The organism is Microbacterium sp. Au-Mic1, from assembly GCF_021341785.1.
In the GTDB taxonomy this organism is placed as follows: Bacteria; Actinomycetota; Actinomycetes; order Actinomycetales; family Microbacteriaceae; genus Microbacterium.
Window position 1 is genome coordinate 154,076 of record NZ_JAJTTF010000008.1, and the last position, 14,906, is coordinate 168,981.

The 14,906-nt window shown below is 70.9% G+C and carries 17 protein-coding genes; 9 read left to right on the forward strand and 8 right to left on the reverse strand.

Annotated features, from left to right (window positions below):
* The first annotated feature begins 21 nt into the window (after window positions 1-21).
* The 3 genes from LXM50_RS12690 to LXM50_RS12700 are packed head-to-tail and all read left to right on the forward strand — an operon-like array spanning window position 22 to window position 2,047.
* Window positions 22-420, forward strand: a complete 399-nt coding sequence (locus LXM50_RS12690) for a GntR family transcriptional regulator (protein WP_233311689.1) — start codon at window positions 22-24, stop codon at window positions 418-420.
* A complete protein-coding gene (locus LXM50_RS12695) occupies window positions 417-1,361 on the forward strand; it encodes an ABC transporter ATP-binding protein (RefSeq protein ID WP_233311690.1) in 945 nt (314 codons plus the stop codon). Before LXM50_RS12690 ends, LXM50_RS12695 begins: the two co-directional genes overlap by 4 nt.
* Window positions 1,361-2,047: a hypothetical protein gene (locus LXM50_RS12700; protein WP_233311691.1), complete on the forward strand. Its 687-nt coding sequence runs from the start codon at window positions 1,361-1,363 to the stop codon at window positions 2,045-2,047. Before LXM50_RS12695 ends, LXM50_RS12700 begins: the two co-directional genes overlap by 1 nt.
* Window positions 2,048-2,108: 61 nt before the next feature.
* On the opposite strand, the gene LXM50_RS12705 is transcribed toward LXM50_RS12700, so the two are convergent.
* The gene (locus LXM50_RS12705; protein ID WP_233311692.1) at window positions 2,109-2,723 is read right to left on the reverse strand and encodes a TetR/AcrR family transcriptional regulator; all 615 of its coding nucleotides are present in this window, start codon (window positions 2,721-2,723) and stop codon (window positions 2,109-2,111) included.
* Between the two features lie 82 nt (window positions 2,724-2,805).
* On the opposite strand from LXM50_RS12705, the gene LXM50_RS12710 reads away from it, so the two are divergent.
* Together LXM50_RS12710 and LXM50_RS12715 are read left to right on the forward strand one after the other, a co-directional pair.
* Entirely contained in the window at window positions 2,806-3,084 is a 279-nt protein-coding gene (locus tag LXM50_RS12710) for a DUF1905 domain-containing protein (RefSeq protein WP_233311693.1), read from the forward strand.
* Window positions 3,081-3,866 carry an alpha/beta fold hydrolase gene (locus LXM50_RS12715; RefSeq protein ID WP_233311694.1) on the forward strand — a complete coding sequence of 262 codons (786 nt, stop codon included), beginning with the start codon at window positions 3,081-3,083 and terminating at the stop codon, window positions 3,864-3,866. The genes LXM50_RS12710 and LXM50_RS12715 overlap by 4 nt, the downstream gene beginning before the upstream one ends.
* Window positions 3,867-3,918: 52 nt before the next feature.
* On the opposite strand, the gene LXM50_RS12720 is transcribed toward LXM50_RS12715, so the two are convergent.
* The 5 genes from LXM50_RS12720 to LXM50_RS12740 form a co-directional block, all read right to left on the reverse strand.
* The gene (locus LXM50_RS12720; protein ID WP_233311695.1) at window positions 3,919-4,695 is read right to left on the reverse strand and encodes a DeoR/GlpR family DNA-binding transcription regulator; all 777 of its coding nucleotides are present in this window, start codon (window positions 4,693-4,695) and stop codon (window positions 3,919-3,921) included.
* Between the two features lie 109 nt (window positions 4,696-4,804).
* Window positions 4,805-5,674, reverse strand: coding sequence for a class II fructose-bisphosphate aldolase (locus tag LXM50_RS12725; RefSeq protein ID WP_233311696.1), 870 nt, complete (start codon window positions 5,672-5,674; stop codon window positions 4,805-4,807).
* Window positions 5,671-6,699, reverse strand: a complete 1,029-nt coding sequence (locus LXM50_RS12730; protein WP_233311697.1) for a 1-phosphofructokinase family hexose kinase — start codon at window positions 6,697-6,699, stop codon at window positions 5,671-5,673. Before LXM50_RS12730 ends, LXM50_RS12725 begins: the two co-directional genes overlap by 4 nt.
* Window positions 6,696-7,730 carry an ROK family protein gene (locus tag LXM50_RS12735; protein WP_233311698.1) on the reverse strand — a complete coding sequence of 345 codons (1,035 nt, stop codon included), beginning with the start codon at window positions 7,728-7,730 and terminating at the stop codon, window positions 6,696-6,698. The genes LXM50_RS12730 and LXM50_RS12735 overlap by 4 nt, the downstream gene beginning before the upstream one ends.
* Before the next feature lie 9 nt (window positions 7,731-7,739).
* Complete coding sequence (locus LXM50_RS12740; RefSeq protein ID WP_233311699.1) at window positions 7,740-8,654, reverse strand: SIS domain-containing protein; 915 nt, start codon at window positions 8,652-8,654, stop codon at window positions 7,740-7,742.
* A gap of 188 nt (window positions 8,655-8,842) precedes the next feature.
* Here LXM50_RS12740 and LXM50_RS12745 point away from each other — a divergent pair, with 188 nt between their 5' ends.
* Window positions 8,843-9,607 (forward strand): histidine phosphatase family protein, encoded by a 765-nt coding sequence (locus LXM50_RS12745; protein WP_233311700.1) that lies wholly within the window; start codon window positions 8,843-8,845, stop codon window positions 9,605-9,607.
* Window positions 9,608-9,668: 61 nt separating this feature from the next.
* Here LXM50_RS12745 and LXM50_RS12750 read toward each other — a convergent pair whose 3' ends face one another.
* On the reverse strand, window positions 9,669-9,965 hold the full coding sequence (locus LXM50_RS12750) for a chorismate mutase (RefSeq protein ID WP_233311701.1): 297 nt from the start codon (window positions 9,963-9,965) through the stop codon (window positions 9,669-9,671).
* 73 nt (window positions 9,966-10,038) lie between these two features.
* Between LXM50_RS12750 and LXM50_RS12755 the strand changes: the two genes are divergently transcribed.
* Window positions 10,039-11,274: an AI-2E family transporter gene (locus LXM50_RS12755; protein WP_233311702.1), complete on the forward strand. Its 1,236-nt coding sequence runs from the start codon at window positions 10,039-10,041 to the stop codon at window positions 11,272-11,274.
* A gap of 322 nt (window positions 11,275-11,596) precedes the next feature.
* A complete protein-coding gene (locus LXM50_RS12760; RefSeq protein WP_233311703.1) occupies window positions 11,597-12,979 on the forward strand; it encodes an HNH endonuclease signature motif containing protein in 1,383 nt (460 codons plus the stop codon).
* Between the two features lie 179 nt (window positions 12,980-13,158).
* Here LXM50_RS12760 and LXM50_RS12765 read toward each other — a convergent pair whose 3' ends face one another.
* Window positions 13,159-13,503 carry a helix-turn-helix transcriptional regulator gene (locus tag LXM50_RS12765; protein WP_233311704.1) on the reverse strand — a complete coding sequence of 115 codons (345 nt, stop codon included), beginning with the start codon at window positions 13,501-13,503 and terminating at the stop codon, window positions 13,159-13,161.
* A gap of 102 nt (window positions 13,504-13,605) precedes the next feature.
* Between LXM50_RS12765 and LXM50_RS12770 the strand changes: the two genes are divergently transcribed.
* Entirely contained in the window at window positions 13,606-14,904 is a 1,299-nt protein-coding gene (locus LXM50_RS12770) for an FAD-dependent oxidoreductase (RefSeq protein WP_233311705.1), read from the forward strand.
* Window positions 14,905-14,906 lie beyond the last annotated feature (2 nt).

Below are 14,906 nucleotides of genomic sequence, written 5' to 3' on the forward strand. Positions count from 1 at the left end.
CTGACCGCAACGAGGACATCCGTGATCGACGAAGGCCGACCGCTCTTCCTTCAGATCGCCGAGGCGATCGAGGACTCCATCGTCGACGGCACGCTCGCCGAAGACGCGCAGGCCCCGTCCACGAACGAACTCGCCGCGTTCTACCGGATCAACCCCGCAACCGCCGCGAAGGGAGTGGCCATGCTCACCGACAAGAGAGTGCTCGTCAAGCGCCGCGGCATCGGCATGTTCGTCGCCGTCGGCGCTCGCGACATCCTGCTCCGCGAGCGCCGCACCGCGTTCGCGGACCGCTTCATCGATCCGCTCCTCGCCGAGGCCCGCACGCTCGGGCTCGGTGAAGACGATCTGGCCGCCCTGCTGCGCGAACGCGCCGCACTCGCTGCCCCGACCACCGCACGCACCGAAGGGAACCGCGCATGACCGCCGTCATCGAGGTGTCGAACCTCGCGAAGCGCTACCGCGAGAAGCTCGCACTCGACAATGTCTCACTGTCCATCGAACCCGACACGATCTACGGCCTGCTCGGCCGCAACGGCGCCGGCAAGACCACGCTCATGTCGATCCTCACGGCGCAGAACTTCGCCACCTCGGGCGACGTCCGGGTGTTCGGCGAGAATCCCTACGAGAATGCGCACGTGCTGAGCCGGGTGTGCTTCGTGCGCGAGAGCCAGAAGTACCCGGACGACGCGGCGCCGATCCACGCGCTGCGCGCCGCACGGCTGTTCTTCCCGAACTGGGACCAGCAGCTCGCCGATCGGCTCGCCGACGAGTTCCAGCTGCCGATGAAGCGCCGCATCAAGAAGCTCTCCCGCGGCCAGCTCTCCGCGGTCGGCGTGATCATCGGACTCGCCTCACGCGCCGAGGTCACCTTCTTCGACGAGCCGTACCTCGGCCTCGACGCCGTGGCCCGGCAGATCTTCTACGACCGCCTGCTCGAGGACTACGTCGAGCACCCGCGCACGATCATCCTGTCCTCGCACCTGATCGACGAGGTCGCGAACCTGATCGAGCGGGTCATCGTGATCGACGACGGGCGGATCCTGCTCGACGAGGACACGGACGCGGTGCGCGGTCGCGCCTCGACGGTGGTCGGGGATGCGGCGGCGGTCGACGCCTGGACCGCGGGACGGGAGATCCTGCATCGCGAGGCGCTCGGCCGGGTGGCCTCGGCCACGGTGCTGGGCCGGCTCACTCCGGAGGACCGCGCCGGCATCGTCGACGCCGGCCTCGACCTCGCCCCGGTGTCGCTGCAGCAGCTCATCGTGCGCCTCACACAGCGCTCCGGCGATGACGCACCGACTGCTTCCCCTCTCGCCGAATCGCACGGAGAACCGCTGTCGCTCACGAAGGAGGTGCGCTGATGTCCCGGATCCTGAACGTCGTCCGCCTTCAGCTCGTCAACAAGCAGACCTGGGTGTGGATCCCGCTGATCGTCCTCGGCTCCGCACTGGCGCTGTCGATCGTCATCTACGCGATGATCCCGTCCGACGGACCGAAGTACGGCGGCGCGGGCCAGGCGCCGCTCTGGTACTTCTTCGCGCTCGGCCTGCAGGCTCTGACGCTGACCTTCCCTTTCTCCCAGGCGCTGAGCGTCACACGTCGCGAGTTCTTCCTCGGCACTCTGCTCACCGCGATCGGCGGCGCGCTGCTTCTCACCGCCGTGTTCCTGCTGGGTGGCTGGATCGAGGATGTGACGCACGGCTGGGGCGTGAACGGCTACGTGTTCCGACTGCCTTGGGTCTGGGAAGGCGGTCCGCTCGCAGCGGCACTGACGTACTTCACCCTCGCCCTGTTCCTCTTCCTGGTCGGCTTCACCGGCGCCACGATCTTCAAGCGTGCCGGGGCGCTCGCGATCGCCGTCGTCGGCGTGGGAGTCGGCGCGGCGCTGGTCGGCGTCGTGTTCGTGATCACCAGGTTCGAGCTCTGGGGACAGGTGGGCGCAGGCCTCGCCGGGCTCGGCGCGCTCGGCCTGGCGCTCTGGGGCCTGGTCGCGATCGCGGTGCTCGCCGGGATCTCGTACCTGGTTCTGCGCCGCGCGATCCCCTGATCGGCGGCATGCAGGAGAAGGGCCCGGCCATGGCGGCCGGGCCCTTCTCCTGTCGCCGGGTTCACACGCCGTATGCGGCGAAGAACATGTCGAGCGCGGTGTCGACGTGTGCGGGGATCTGCGCCGCGGGCAGAGCGGCGTCATCCCCGAGCAGCATCGCACGGTTGATCGGCTCGCCCATCACCAGCCAGTTCAGCTGCGTCGCCGCCAGCTCGGCGTCGACCGCGCGGACGAGCCCTGCCGCCTGGAGGTCTTCGACGAAGGCCGTGAGCGCGATGATCGCCCGGCGGGGACCCCGCTCGTAGAGGGCCTCGGCGAGCTCCGGCGAACGTCGCAGCTCGCCGATCACGAGGCGGCGCAGCGCCAGGATCCGCGGCGCGAGCACGGCGCTCAGCTGCGCCACGAGCAGGTCGCGCAGGTCGCCGCGCGCGCGGGATGCGTCGGCGAATCGTGGCGCGGGTTCCAGCACCGAGGCGCTGGCCCCCTCGGTCTGCGCGGTCACGATCTCCAGGAACAGGTCGCGCTTGCTGCCGAAATGGCTGTACAACGTCTGCTTCGCGACGCCGGACTCCTGCGCGATCGAGTCCATCGTGACCGACTCGTATCCGGTCGCGAGGAACTGCCGCTCGGCCGCGGCGAGGGCCGCGGCGCGCTTGGGCTGCGAGCTCGGGCGCATCCGATCACCTCCTTGCCTAAATCATACTCGTGAGTCTAGTATCCAAAACAAGACTCATTGGTCTAGAAAATGGAGGTGTCCCATGGCAGAGAAGTCCGCCCTTCAGTTCGACGCCCGGCTCCGCGTCGCGCCCGAGGCCGCATCATGGACGGTGTTCGACGTCCCCGACTCCCGCGCGTTCTTCGGCACCGGCCGACCGGTGCGCGTGACGGGAACCGTCGACGACCACCCCGTCGCCACCACGCTCATGCCCGTCGGCAACGGCGCCCACGTCGGCCCGGTCAAGGCCGCCACCCGCGCGGCGATCGGCAAGGCCGCCGGCGACCTCGTGCACGTGCGCCTGGACGGACCGCAGGCATGATGCGGGTGCGCACGGCCCTCGGCGACACGGTGGGCGTCGAGGTGCGCGGCCCCGAGGGAGGCCCCGCCGCGCTCTTCGTCCAGGGCGCCGGGCTCGAGCGCGCGGCGAACCCGACCCCGTCCGAGACGGCGCGCCTGCTCGCCGAGCGCGGCTTCAGGGCCGCCGTGCCCGATCGCGTCGGACGGGGCGACTCGTCCGCGTCCGGCCCGATCGAACTCGAGCGCGAGCTCGCCGCGATCGCCGCGGTCGCCGACGCGCTCGGCGGACCCGTCGCACTGGTCGGGCACTCCTCGGGGTGCGCGCTGGCGATGCTCGGCGCCGACCGGATCCCCGCTCTCGCCGGACTCGTGCTCTGGGAGGCACCGCTCTGGCAGTTCCCCGAGGGAGCGCCGGCGTGGTGGGCGGACGTGCGCCGGCACATCGACGCGGGCGATCTCGAGGGCGCGATCGTGAGCTACATGGTGGGCATGCCGCCCGAGTGGATCGACGAGCTGCGCACGTCACCGCAGTTCCCGGCGCTCGTGCACAGCTGGATCCCGGACGGCACCGCCCTCGCCATCGTGGAGGAGCAGTCGCCGGGCGCCTTCCTCGCCGGGCTCGCGGCCCCCGTGCTCGCGGTCGTCGGTGCGGAGACCTTCCCCGGCATGGCCGAGGCGGCCGCCGCCATCGCCGCATCGGCGGCGCACGGAACCGCGGAGGAGCTTCCCGGCGCCTGGCACGAGTGGGAGCCGAACGCGATGGCGGACCGCCTCGCCCGCCTGCTCGCCGGAGCCGTGCGCTGAGGCGGGCGCGGTACGTCCTAGCGCGGCGTCACGGAACGGCGAGAACCACGGCTCAGGGCACCAGGACCACGTCGTAGCCGGCCTCACGCAGGGCGCTCCGATCGCCCGGCGCGATGCCGTCGTCGGTGAGCAGCGTCGGGAACAGGTCGGATCCGCCGACCGTGGCGAACGCCGAGGCGCCGATCTTCGACGAGTCGGCGACGATCACCGCGCGCCGGGCACGGCTCGCCATCATGCGGTTCACGGCCGCCTCGCGCTCATCGTGCGTGCTCGCCATCCCCTCGGCCGACACGGCGTTCACGCCGATGAAGGCGATGTCCAGTGCGATCCCCGCGAGCAGCTGCTCCACGAACGGCCCGACGAGCTCGTAGCTGCGGGAGTGGATCACTCCGCCCGTGACCACAACCTTGATGTCGGGGCGCGTCGCGAGCTGCGCGGCGATGTTCACGGCGTTCGTGACCACCGTGAGCCCCTGATCCGCGAGGTCCTCCCTCGCGGCGAGCGCCGTCGCGATCGCGGTGGTCGTGGTGCCCCCGGAGAGTCCGACCACGGATCCGGGCGCCACGAGCGCGGACGCGGCCTGCGCGATGCGCTCCTTCTGCGAGGTGCGCTGGTGGCTCTTGTACCGGATCGGCAGCTCGTAGGCGACGGACTGCGCCACCGCCCCGCCGTGGGTGCGGGTCAACAGGCGCCGCTCGGACAGACTGTCCAGATCCCGACGGATCGTGGCGGCCGAGGCGTCGAGGCGCTCGGCGAGCTCCTCCACGGACACGTCGCCGCGGGCGGCGAGCAGGTCGAGGATCGCCGTGAGACGGTTTGCCCGGTTCATGCGCGGACTCCGGATCCGGTGTTCGAAGCGCGCAAATGGCTGCATCTCAGGCGAAGATCCGGCCATGTGCGCGCTTCGAAACGGGAATCCGGCCCGAGGCGGAACGGCGTCACGACGCGTCCTGAAGGGCGAACAGCCTCAGCAGCCGTGCGGCCTCCCCGGCGACCGCGTCGCGGGCGGGCGCGAGGTACTTCCGGGAGTCGACGAGACGCGGATCCGCCTCCAGCCTCTCCCGGATCGCCCGCGTGAAGAAGCCGTTCAGGTGCGTGGAGACGTTGATCTTCGTCATGCCCGCGCGGACCGCGGCGGAGATCGCGTCATCCGGCACACCGCTGGATCCGTGCAGCACGAGCGGCACGTCGACGCCGTCCTCCCCCGCGCCGCGCAGGGCCTCGCGCAGACGTGCGATGAGGTCGAGGTCGAGCGCCGCGGTGCGGTCGGTCATCGCGTGCGAGGAGCCGACGGCCACGGCGAGGGCGTCGACCCCGGTCTCCGCGACGAAGGCCCGAGCCTCTTGCGGATCCGTGCGCACCCCGGGGGCGTGCGCTCCGTCCTTGCCGCCCACCTCGCCGAGCTCGCCCTCGACGTACACCTCGGCGGCGTGGGCGCGTTCGACGACCTGGGCCGTGAGGGCGACGTTCTCGGCGTAGTCGAGCTTGCCGCCGTCGAACATCACGGATCCGAACCCGAGCGCGAGGGCCTCGTCCACGAGCTCGGGACGCTCGGCGTGGTCGAGGTGCACCGCGACCGGCGTCGCCGCGCGCCGGGCGACCGCCAGCGTGGCCAGCGCGATGGGCTCGAGCCCGCCGTGGTAGTCGGCGCAGTTCTGCGAGATCTGCAGGATCACGGGCAGTTCGGCCTGTGCGGATGCGGCGACCAGCGCCTCGGCCGTCTCCAGGTGGATGACGTTGAACGCGCCGACGCCGGTGCCACGGCGGGCCGCGTCGTGCACGAGGTCGCGGGCGGAGACGAGGGTCATCGGGGGGTCCTTTCGGTGGACGGTCTGCTCAGCGCCGTCAGCGGCGGGCTGTCGACGATCAGGGCGGATTCGAGGTCGGGCCACGACGGGTGGATCTCGCCGGCGAGCGGCATCAGCACGGCGGCGGCCGACCACGCCGTCGCGCGTCGCAGCAGCACCGTCGGCTTCTTCTCACCCTGCGCCATCAGCACGGCGCACGCGGCGACGGCCGCATCGCCCGCACCGGTCGGGTTGCCGGCGAGGGGCTCGGCGAGCCGGGCGCGGACGATCTCGTCGGAGGTGACGGCCAGCATCCCGTCCGCCCCGCGGGAGAGCAGCACCAGCGACGCGCCGCGGTGCAGCAGCTCGCACGCCCCGGCGATGGGATCGGCGATGCCGGTCGCCTCGGCGAGCTCGGCCGCGTTGGGCTTGAGCACGGTCGCGCCGGCATCGGCGGCGGCGAGAAGCGCCGGCCCTGACGTGTCGGCGATCACGATCGCGCCGGCGTCGCGGCCGATCCGGATGAGCGACGGCAGCAGATCGTCGGGGGTTCCGGGAGGGAGCGATCCGGAGAGGACGAGGACGGGCTTGATCTTCTTCACCGCAGCACGTCCGGATGCGGATCCGGATGCGTCGACGACGTCTCGGACGGGACTCCCCGTCGCCAGCGCCCGGGCGACAGCGGCGCGGAGCGCGTCCCACTCCCGCGCGGTCGGGGCGACGCCGCGCTCGTTCACGACCGTGGTGTCGCCGAGATGCTCGTCGACGAGGGCGACGCTGCGGCGGGTCGCCCCCTGGACCGGAGTGAGTTCGTGGGGCACCCCGGACGAGGCGAGCTCCGCGGCGAACTCGTCGCCGGTCGGTCCGCCCGCGGTGGCGAGCGCGAGCACGGGGGCGCCCTGCGCGTGCGCCACCCGGGCGACGTTCAGGCCCTTGCCGCCCGCGCGGGCGACCCCGGTGTCGGCGCGATGGGTGCCGCCGGGCACGATCCGCTCGACGTGCCAGGTGAGATCCAGCGCCGGATTCGGAGTGACGGTGACGATCATGCGAGGCTCCTCGCGCGCAGCGCCGCGCCCAGGATGCCGGCATTGCCGAGCAGCTGCGCGGGGACCAGATCCGGGATGCGGTGGAAGCTGAGGCGCGCCTTCAGGCGCGCGCGCAGCTCGTCGAACAGGGCGCCGCCTGCCCGGGAGAGCCCGCCGCCGATGATGACGGCCTGCGGCGCGACGACCGCGGTGAGCTGCGCGAGGGACAGGGCGAGCGCGTCGAGTGCGTCGTTCCAGACGGCCGCGGCGACCTCATCGCCGGTACCGGCGAGCGCGATGACCTCCTTCGCACCGTCCACCGCGATGCCGGTGCGGTCGGTGTAGCGCCGGGCGATCGCTCCCGCCGAGGCGATGGCCTCAAGGCAGCCCCGCGCACCGCACGGGCAGAGCGGCTCGTCTGCGACCGGCGAGTGGCCGACCTCACCGGCGTAGCCGCCCGACGTGAAGGGCACTCCGCCCAGCAGCAGCGCCCCGGCGATCCCGGTGCCGATGATCAGCACGATCGAGTCCGGATAGGGGCGCGCGCCGCCGAGCACGTGCTCGGCCCAGCCGCCGGTGCGCACGTCGTGGTCGAAGGCGACGGGCAGGCCGAACGCCTCCTCCGCGAGGGCGCGGATCGGGGCGTCCCGCCAGCCCATGTTGCTGGCGAACACGCCGATCCCGGCCACCTCGTCGACGATGCCCGGCACGACCAGCCCCACCGCGACCGGATCCACCTCGGGATGCTCCTCGCGCAGCTGCGCCCCGAGCTCGACCAGGCGTTCGATGAGCCGCTCCGGCAGGTCGGCCCCGGGGTCGGGCGTCGGCGTGCGGCGCAGCCCGAGCATGGCGCCGTCGGCGTCGAACAGAGCCGACTTGATGTCGGTGCCGCCCACGTCGAACGCGAGCACGGGTGCGCCGGCACTGAGCTCCGCGGCCTCTGCAAGGAGGTCTCCGGAGGCATCGGCGATCACGTCGGGCACGGCGCGGGCAGCCTCGGCCGCTTCATGCGCGCGGATGTTCACCGCGACACCGTCGTCAGGGGTGGTCATCGCCGGCGCTCAGTCCTCGAGGATGACCGAACGGGTGAGGTTGCGCGGCTCGTCGGGGTTGAGCCCCTTGGCGAGCGCGCGGTCGAGGGCGACGCGGTGCAGGCGTGCGAGGTCGGCCATCGGGTCGATCGGGTGCTGCACCCAGCGTCCGCCGGTTGCGGCGACCTGCGCATCCAGCCCCTCGGGCGCGGCACCGAACTGCCACGTGATGCGACCGGGCGCGGCGATGGCGATCGGGCCGTGACGGTAGTCCATAGACGGGTACGACTCGGTCCACGACTGCGACGACTCGCGCATCTTCAGTGCAGCCTCGTGTGCGAGGCCGATCGTCCAGCCGCGCCCGAGGAAGGTGTGCTGCTCGGCGCCCGCGAGGGTCGGATCCACATCGGCGAGCGCGGTGCGGGCATCGGCGACGGCACCGGTGAGGTCCTCACCGAGCGAGGCGCGGAAGAGCGCGAGCGCGGTGGTCGCGAATCGGGTCTGCACGACGGACTGCTCGTCGGCGAACGGCAGCAGGATCGCGTCATCGACCATGCTCACCAACGGCGAGGTCTCGTCGCCGATCACGCCGATGATGCGCGGGGCGGATCCGGAACCAGTGAGCTCGTCGACGAGCTCGAGCACCTCGGTGGTCGTGCCGGAGCGGGTCAGGGCGACGACGGCGTCATAGCCGCGGTCCATGAACGCCTCGCTCGCCGCGTAGGCGTCGGTGATGCCGAAGCCCGCACGCTCGCGCAGGGCGGCGTAGGACTGGGCCATGAACCAGGAGGTGCCGCAGCCGATCACGGCGACGCGCTGCCCCTTCGCCGGCAGCAGGGCCTGCTCGGCCGTCATGCCGGCCGCGCGCTCCCACATCTCGGGCTGCGAGTCGAGCTCGGCGCGCATGTGGGCGCCGGGGGCGAGATTCTCGTTCGGGTCGGTCATGCGTCCTCCTCGGCGGGCTCCGGTCGCATTGAATGCGCGACCTTGCTCGATCTTACGACAAAACACGCACTTTCCATCACCTCTTCAGGAAATCGATCCTCCGACAAAACCTGAATGACACTAGGCTTTCCTCACTCGAAACCTTAACGTCGTACGGCTTTCGATGCCCATCCATCAAAGGAGATGACATGCCCGATCTTTCCCGTCGCACCGCCCTGCTCTCGCTCGGAGGCGCCGCTCTCGCCGGCACGCTCGCCGTCACGGGTGCTGCCCCTGCGAACGCCGTCGCCCAGGGTGCGCAGCCCAACCGCACCGTCACGGTCTACCTGGTCCGCCACGGCAAGACGTGGCTGAACCAGGCCGGCCGGATCCAGGGCTGGTCCGACTCCCCGCTCACGGACGCGGGCGTCGCGACGGCGGCGAACGTCGGCCGCAACCTGGCGGCTGAGATCGGCGGGTTCGACGCCGCCTACTCCGCCGACATGATCCGCCACTTCCAGACCGCGAGCGGCATCCTCGCCGCCGCGGGTTCGTCACTCACGCCCACGCGGGTCGCCGGCCTGCGCGAGGTCTCATACGGAGGCTGGGAGGGGGAGAAGCAGTCCACCGCGTTCCCGCAGCTCGCCGCCGCAGGGCCGCTGGACACGCTCACGCACATCATCGATGCCTTCGTCGCGAGCAACCCCGACAAGACGCTGCCCACCGAGACCTGGGCGCAGGTCGCCGCTCGCATGAACGACGCGCTCACCGCCGCGGCCACCGACCGAACGATGCCGATGCGCCATGGGGGGAAGATCCTCGCCGTCTCCAGCGGCATGTCGATCACCTGCCTGCTCGAGTCGCTCGGCGCCACCGTGCCCGCGCCGCTGGAGAACGGCGCGGTCAACGTCCTCAGCTACGCGAAGGGCGCCTGGACCGTGCAGTCGGTGAACGACACGAGCTACGCGGGCTGAGCTCCGCGCACCGAGGCCGTCGACTGCGGCGCGTCCTGCATGCCGTGCGATGCGATCGCGTTCAGCGGGATCCGGCGGCCTCGGTGTGATGGCGGATGACCTCCGCGACCACGAAGTTGAACCACTTCTCGGCGAATTCCGGATCCAGATGCGCCTCCTCGGCGAGCGCGCGCAGGCGGGCGACCTGCTGCTCCTCGCGGCCCGGATCCGATGCCGGCATCTCGTGCTCGGCCTTGAGTACGCCCACCTGCTGCGTGCAGCGGAACCGCTCCGCGAGCATGAAGATGAGGGCGGCGTCGATGTTGTCGATACTGGCGCGCAGTCGCAGCAGTTCGGTGCGGGGATCGGCAGCGGACATGGGGGCTCCTCACCGGACGGCGGACGGGCGGACCCTCCGACGATAACGCGTCCCCGCCCTCTACAGTGAAGCCATGAGCCGCGAAGACCGCACCCCCGAGGAGGCGGCGGACGACACCGCCGCGATGCCCGCCGGCACGGCGGAGACCGGGGGCACCGCGACCGCGACCGTCGCCCCGGCCGACGACACCGCCGCAGAGGACGTCGCCCCCTCCAAGTACATCGAGGCGGCGCCTCCGCGCGCATCGTTCTGGACGCGCATCGACAAGCCGTTCCGTTTCGGTTTCCTCGCCACGGTCGGCGGTCTGCTGGCGATCCTCCTCGGCCTGTCGCTCGGCAGCCTGTCGACCGTCCTGATCTACATCGCCTTCGCCCTGTTCGCCGCACTCGGCCTCGACCCGGCGGTGCGCTGGCTCGAGCGGCACGGGCTGAGCCGCGCCTGGTCGGTGGTCACGGTCATCGTGGCGCTTGCACTCGTCCTGGTCGTCATCGTGCTGGCGATCCTGCCGACCGTCATCGACCAGATCGCGACGTTCATCTCGGGGATCCCCGGAACGATCCGCAACTTCACGCACACGCAGTTCTATGCGTGGCTCGAGGGTCAGTTCGGCGTGGGCCTGACAGACCTCGTCACCGAGGTGCAGAAGTTCCTCAGTGACCCCAGCCGGATCGCGCAGATCGGCGGGGGCGCGCTGCAGATCGGGACCGGCATCGCGACGGGCATCGCCACGGGCATCTCCGGCGGACTGATCGTGCTCGTGCTGACGCTGTACTTCCTCGCGACGCTCCCCTCGATCAAGTCGGGGCTGCTGCGGCTCGCGCCGGCCCGCGACCGCAAGGCCATCGACCGCATCAGCGAGCAGATCATCGAATCGGTGGGCGGCTATGTGATGGGCATGGTGGGCCTCGCCTTCATCAACGCGGTGATCGTCTTCCTCCTCTATCTGGTGCTCGGGCTGCCGTTCCCCCCGCTCATGGCGACGGTGGCATTCCTCATCACGCTGATCCCGCTCGTCGGATCCGTTCTGTTCTGGATCATCGGCACCGGCATCGCACTGTTCAGCTCGCCACTCATGGCGCTGATCTTCGCTGCGGTCTACGTCGTGTACATGCAGATCGAGGCTTATGTCATCACCCCTCGCGTGATGAGCAAGGCGATCTCCATCCCCGGCTCGCTCGTCGTGATCGGCGCTCTCGTCGGCGGCACGCTCCTCGGCCTGCTCGGAGCCCTCATCGCCGTGCCGGTGACCGCCTCGATCCTGATCATCATCAAGCAGGTGTGGATCCCCCGTCAGGACGGTCGGGTCTAGCGGTCCGGCATCGACGGGGCGCGGCCTTCGCGGGCGCGGCTTCCGCGGGGGCGCCTTCCGCGGGGGCGGCCTTGCCTGGCACCGCATCGGCCCAGCTCGGCTCGGCATCGTCCGAGTGGTTGCTTGCGCGAATGGGTTCGCCGGTGACGAGTCGGAACCGGGCGCTCGTCATCTGGTTGTGTCCGGGTTCGCTCACCTCGGCCACGAGGCTCGACGGGGTGCGTTTGACCGACTCCGAGTCGTGACGTATTTGTGATCTTTTCCGGCCCGATCTGGTTCTTTCGGGGTCGGGAATGTCGGTGACCCCGGGTTGAATGGGGGTATGACGAGCTCGACCGGCACAGCGATCGATCCCGGGGTGGACCCGGTGGATCCAGTCGTCGTGCTCGCCGCGCTGACGTCCATGGTGCAGGACACGGAAGCGACGATCATCCGCCTGCAAGCGGTACGGGAGGCGCAGCTCGCGGTCGCGCAGCGCCTCGCCGAACACCTCGCCGCTGAGGCCGGCCCGGCCGGGCGGGGTGATGCGGTGGAGCTCGCATCACGATCCGTCGCGGCGGAGTTGGCGGGGGTGCTGCACATGTCCGACCGGGTCGTGCAGGCCCGGATGGCCCGCGCCGCAGAACTCGTCACCCGGTTCCCGGTGACGATGCAGGCGTTCACGGAGGCGCGGATCGGCCCGGCGCATGTGCGGCAGATCCAAGACGCCGGAGCCCGCCTGGACGACACTGCGCGGGTGGAGTTCGAGCAGGTCGCGGTCGCCGCATCCGTCGGGGAGACCCCGCATAGGGCGAAGCGGGTCGTGGAACGGATCGCCGAGCGGCTCGCGCCGCGGTCGCTCACGGACCGGCACCGGGAAGCGCAAGAACAGCGTCGGGTGTGGCGGGAAGAGCTCGAGGATGGGCAGAAGATGCTCGGCCTCATCCATGCCGCCGCGGTGATCGACGGGATCTACGACCGGCTCACCCAGCAAGCCCGGACAGTGCAGGTCGCCAACACTCAGGCGGGGAAGAACGCCGCCGAATGCGCAGCAGACGTGCTCGGCGATCCGACGGATGCCCGTGCGATTGACCAGCTGCGCGCGGACGTATGCGCAGACACCCTGCTCACCGGCACCCCATCCGGACACGACACAGCGGACGGGATGCTCGGCGCGATCCAGGCGCGGGTCGAGATCACGGTCCCCGTGCTCACGATGATCGCGACCAGCACCGGCAGCCCCGCATTCGGCATCCGCGCCGAACAGCCCGGGGAACTCGCCGGCGGGCAGCCCATCGACACCGACACCGCCCGGACCCTCGCCGGAGGTGCCTCCGCGTGGGAACGGGTACTCACCCACCCCATCACGGGCGCGATCCTCGCCGTCGACCACTACCGACCCAACACAGACCTCCGCCGACTCCTGCACGCCCGCGACTCCCACTGCCGGTTCCCCACCTGCGGACTCCCACCCGCCGCACACGACCTCGACCACACGGTTGACGCCGCATACGGAGGCCCAACCGAGGAAGGCAACCTCGGCGGGCTCTGCCGCCGACACCACGTGTTGAAGCATCACACCGCCTGGAAGGTGAAACAACGCGGCGCCGGGATCCTCGAATGGACGAGCCCCACCGGATCCACCTACATCGACCGGCCGCCCGCGCCCGTGACCTTCACCATCGACGAACCTGATCCACCACCCGCCGCCGCGGCACCCTTCTAGCGGTCACCCGGCCCGGATACTCGAGTCCGGATCCCGAACCGCCACAGTTCCGACACCGGAATCCGGATCCCCCGAAAGTCGCCGTTCTGAGGTCAGGGCTCCCACGCAGGACGAATCGGCTCACCACCGGATCCACTCATCACCCGATCCGGTCCCGCGCCAGTCCTGGAGAATCCGCCTCAGATCGTCCGCAGCGACGCCGCCGCCTGATCCAGTGCGCCCTCGTCGATCGCGAAGTACGCCCACTTACCCCGCTGCTCGCGGGTGACGAGGCCGGCCTCGGTGAGGAGCTTCATGTGGTGCGAGACTGTGCCCTGCGACAGCCCGACCGGCTCGGTGAGATCGCAGATGCACGCCTCGCCGCCCTCGCCGGCGCCGATGAGCGAGAGCAGCTTCACGCGCGTCGGATCGCCCAGCGCCTTGAACACCCGCGCGATGCTCTCCGCCTCATCGGCAGCGATCCGAGGCTCCCGCGCGGTCGCGCAGCAGGAGGCGTCGACGACGATGGTCACGGGGAGCGTCATGACGACATCCTCTCACGTATTGACATTCGTCGATACGTGTTGGACCGTAGTCATATTCACATCTTTCAATCTGAGACTGTTCCCGACCCCTGAGGAGTGCGGATGTCAGAGCTGCCTGTCGTCGTCGTGGGCGCGGGCCCCCAGGGGCTCGCCGCCGCTGCACATCTCCTCGAGCGCGGGCAGGAGGTCGTCGTGTTCGAGGCGGGCGCGACCCCAGCAGCCGCCGTCTCGGAGTGGGGGCACGTGCGGCTGTTCTCCGGGTGGCCGGAGCTCATCGACACCGCGGCGCATCGCCTGCTCGAAGAGACCGGATGGGTCGCGCCGGCCGAGGGCTACCCGACGGGTCGCGAGTGGGTAGACCGCTATCTCGCGCCCCTCGCGGCGGCGCTGGGAGACCGCGTCCGCACCGGCATCACGGTGACAGGCATCACCCGGGCGGGTCGCGACCGGGTCGTGGACTCCGGCCGCCGCGACGCTCCCTTCCTCGTGCACACAGTCGATACCGACGGCCATGAGAGCCGCATCCGCGCGCGGGCCGTTCTCGACGCCTCCGGCACTTGGTCGACGCCCAACCCGGCCGGCGCGAGCGGCCTGCCCGCACTCGGCGAGCATGTCGCCGGTGGGCGCGTCTCGTACCGGATCCCGGACGACGTCTCGCATCTGGCCGGGCAGCACCTGCTCGTCGTCGGAGCGGGCAACTCCGCCGCGCACGCCGTGCTGCGTCTCACCGATCTGGCACGCACGGAGCCGGGGACCCGGGTCACCTGGGTTCTCCGTCGCGGCGGCGTGGGGTCGGTCTTCGGCGGTGGTGCCGGCGACGGCCTGCCGGAACGCGCCGCGCTCGGCATCCGGGCTCGCCGCGCCATGGAGAAGGGTCTCGTCGATGTGATCACCGGGTTCCGTGTCGACGAGCTCCGCGCGCACCCGGACGGCATCACCGTCGTGGCCGACGATGGACGCGAGGTCACTGACGTCGCCCACGTCTTCGCGCTCACCGGATTCCGGCCGGACACCTCCTTCCTGACCGAGCTGAGGATCGCCCTCGATCCCGCCCTGGAGGCGGTCGCGGGAATCGCAGCCGAGATCGACCCCAACGTCCATTCGTGTGGATCCGTCGGCGCGACCGGAGCACGGGAGCTCGCGCAGCCGGAACCCGGGTTCTTCATCGTCGGGGCGAAGAGCTACGGCCGCGCACCGACCTTCCTCGCCCTCACCGGCTACGAACAGGTCCGCAGCGTCGCGGCGCACCTCGCGGGAGATGACGAGGCTGCGGACCGCAACGAGCTGGCACTCCCGAGCACCGGGGTGTGCGGTGGATCCGGAGACTTCGACACCGCGGGCGAAAGCTGCTGCGCCGTCCCGGTCCTGCAGATCGGCGTCCGTCCGGTCGCCGTAGGCTGAAC

Bases quoted from the DNA above. Each gene is read 5' to 3' on its own strand.
- LXM50_RS12695 (WP_233311690.1), top strand. From the start codon at position 417: ATGACCGCCGTCATCGAGGTGTCGAACCTCGCGAAGCGCTACCGCGAG.
- LXM50_RS12700 (WP_233311691.1), top strand. From the start codon at position 1,361: ATGTCCCGGATCCTGAACGTCGTCCGCCTTCAGCTCGTCAACAAGCAG.
- LXM50_RS12705 (WP_233311692.1), bottom strand. From the start codon at position 2,723: ATGCGCCCGAGCTCGCAGCCCAAGCGCGCCGCGGCCCTCGCCGCGGCC.
- LXM50_RS12710 (WP_233311693.1), top strand. From the start codon at position 2,806: ATGGCAGAGAAGTCCGCCCTTCAGTTCGACGCCCGGCTCCGCGTCGCG.
- LXM50_RS12715 (WP_233311694.1), top strand. From the start codon at position 3,081: ATGATGCGGGTGCGCACGGCCCTCGGCGACACGGTGGGCGTCGAGGTG.
- LXM50_RS12720 (WP_233311695.1), bottom strand. From the start codon at position 4,695: ATGAACCGGGCAAACCGTCTCACGGCGATCCTCGACCTGCTCGCCGCC.
- LXM50_RS12725 (WP_233311696.1), bottom strand. From the start codon at position 5,674: ATGACCCTCGTCTCCGCCCGCGACCTCGTGCACGACGCGGCCCGCCGT.
- LXM50_RS12730 (WP_233311697.1), bottom strand. From the start codon at position 6,699: ATGATCGTCACCGTCACTCCGAATCCGGCGCTGGATCTCACCTGGCAC.
- LXM50_RS12735 (WP_233311698.1), bottom strand. From the start codon at position 7,730: ATGACCACCCCTGACGACGGTGTCGCGGTGAACATCCGCGCGCATGAA.
- LXM50_RS12740 (WP_233311699.1), bottom strand. From the start codon at position 8,654: ATGACCGACCCGAACGAGAATCTCGCCCCCGGCGCCCACATGCGCGCC.
- LXM50_RS12745 (WP_233311700.1), top strand. From the start codon at position 8,843: ATGCCCGATCTTTCCCGTCGCACCGCCCTGCTCTCGCTCGGAGGCGCC.
- LXM50_RS12750 (WP_233311701.1), bottom strand. From the start codon at position 9,965: ATGTCCGCTGCCGATCCCCGCACCGAACTGCTGCGACTGCGCGCCAGT.
- LXM50_RS12755 (WP_233311702.1), top strand. From the start codon at position 10,039: ATGAGCCGCGAAGACCGCACCCCCGAGGAGGCGGCGGACGACACCGCC.
- LXM50_RS12760 (WP_233311703.1), top strand. From the start codon at position 11,597: ATGACGAGCTCGACCGGCACAGCGATCGATCCCGGGGTGGACCCGGTG.
- LXM50_RS12765 (WP_233311704.1), bottom strand. From the start codon at position 13,503: ATGACGCTCCCCGTGACCATCGTCGTCGACGCCTCCTGCTGCGCGACC.
- LXM50_RS12770 (WP_233311705.1), top strand. From the start codon at position 13,606: ATGTCAGAGCTGCCTGTCGTCGTCGTGGGCGCGGGCCCCCAGGGGCTC.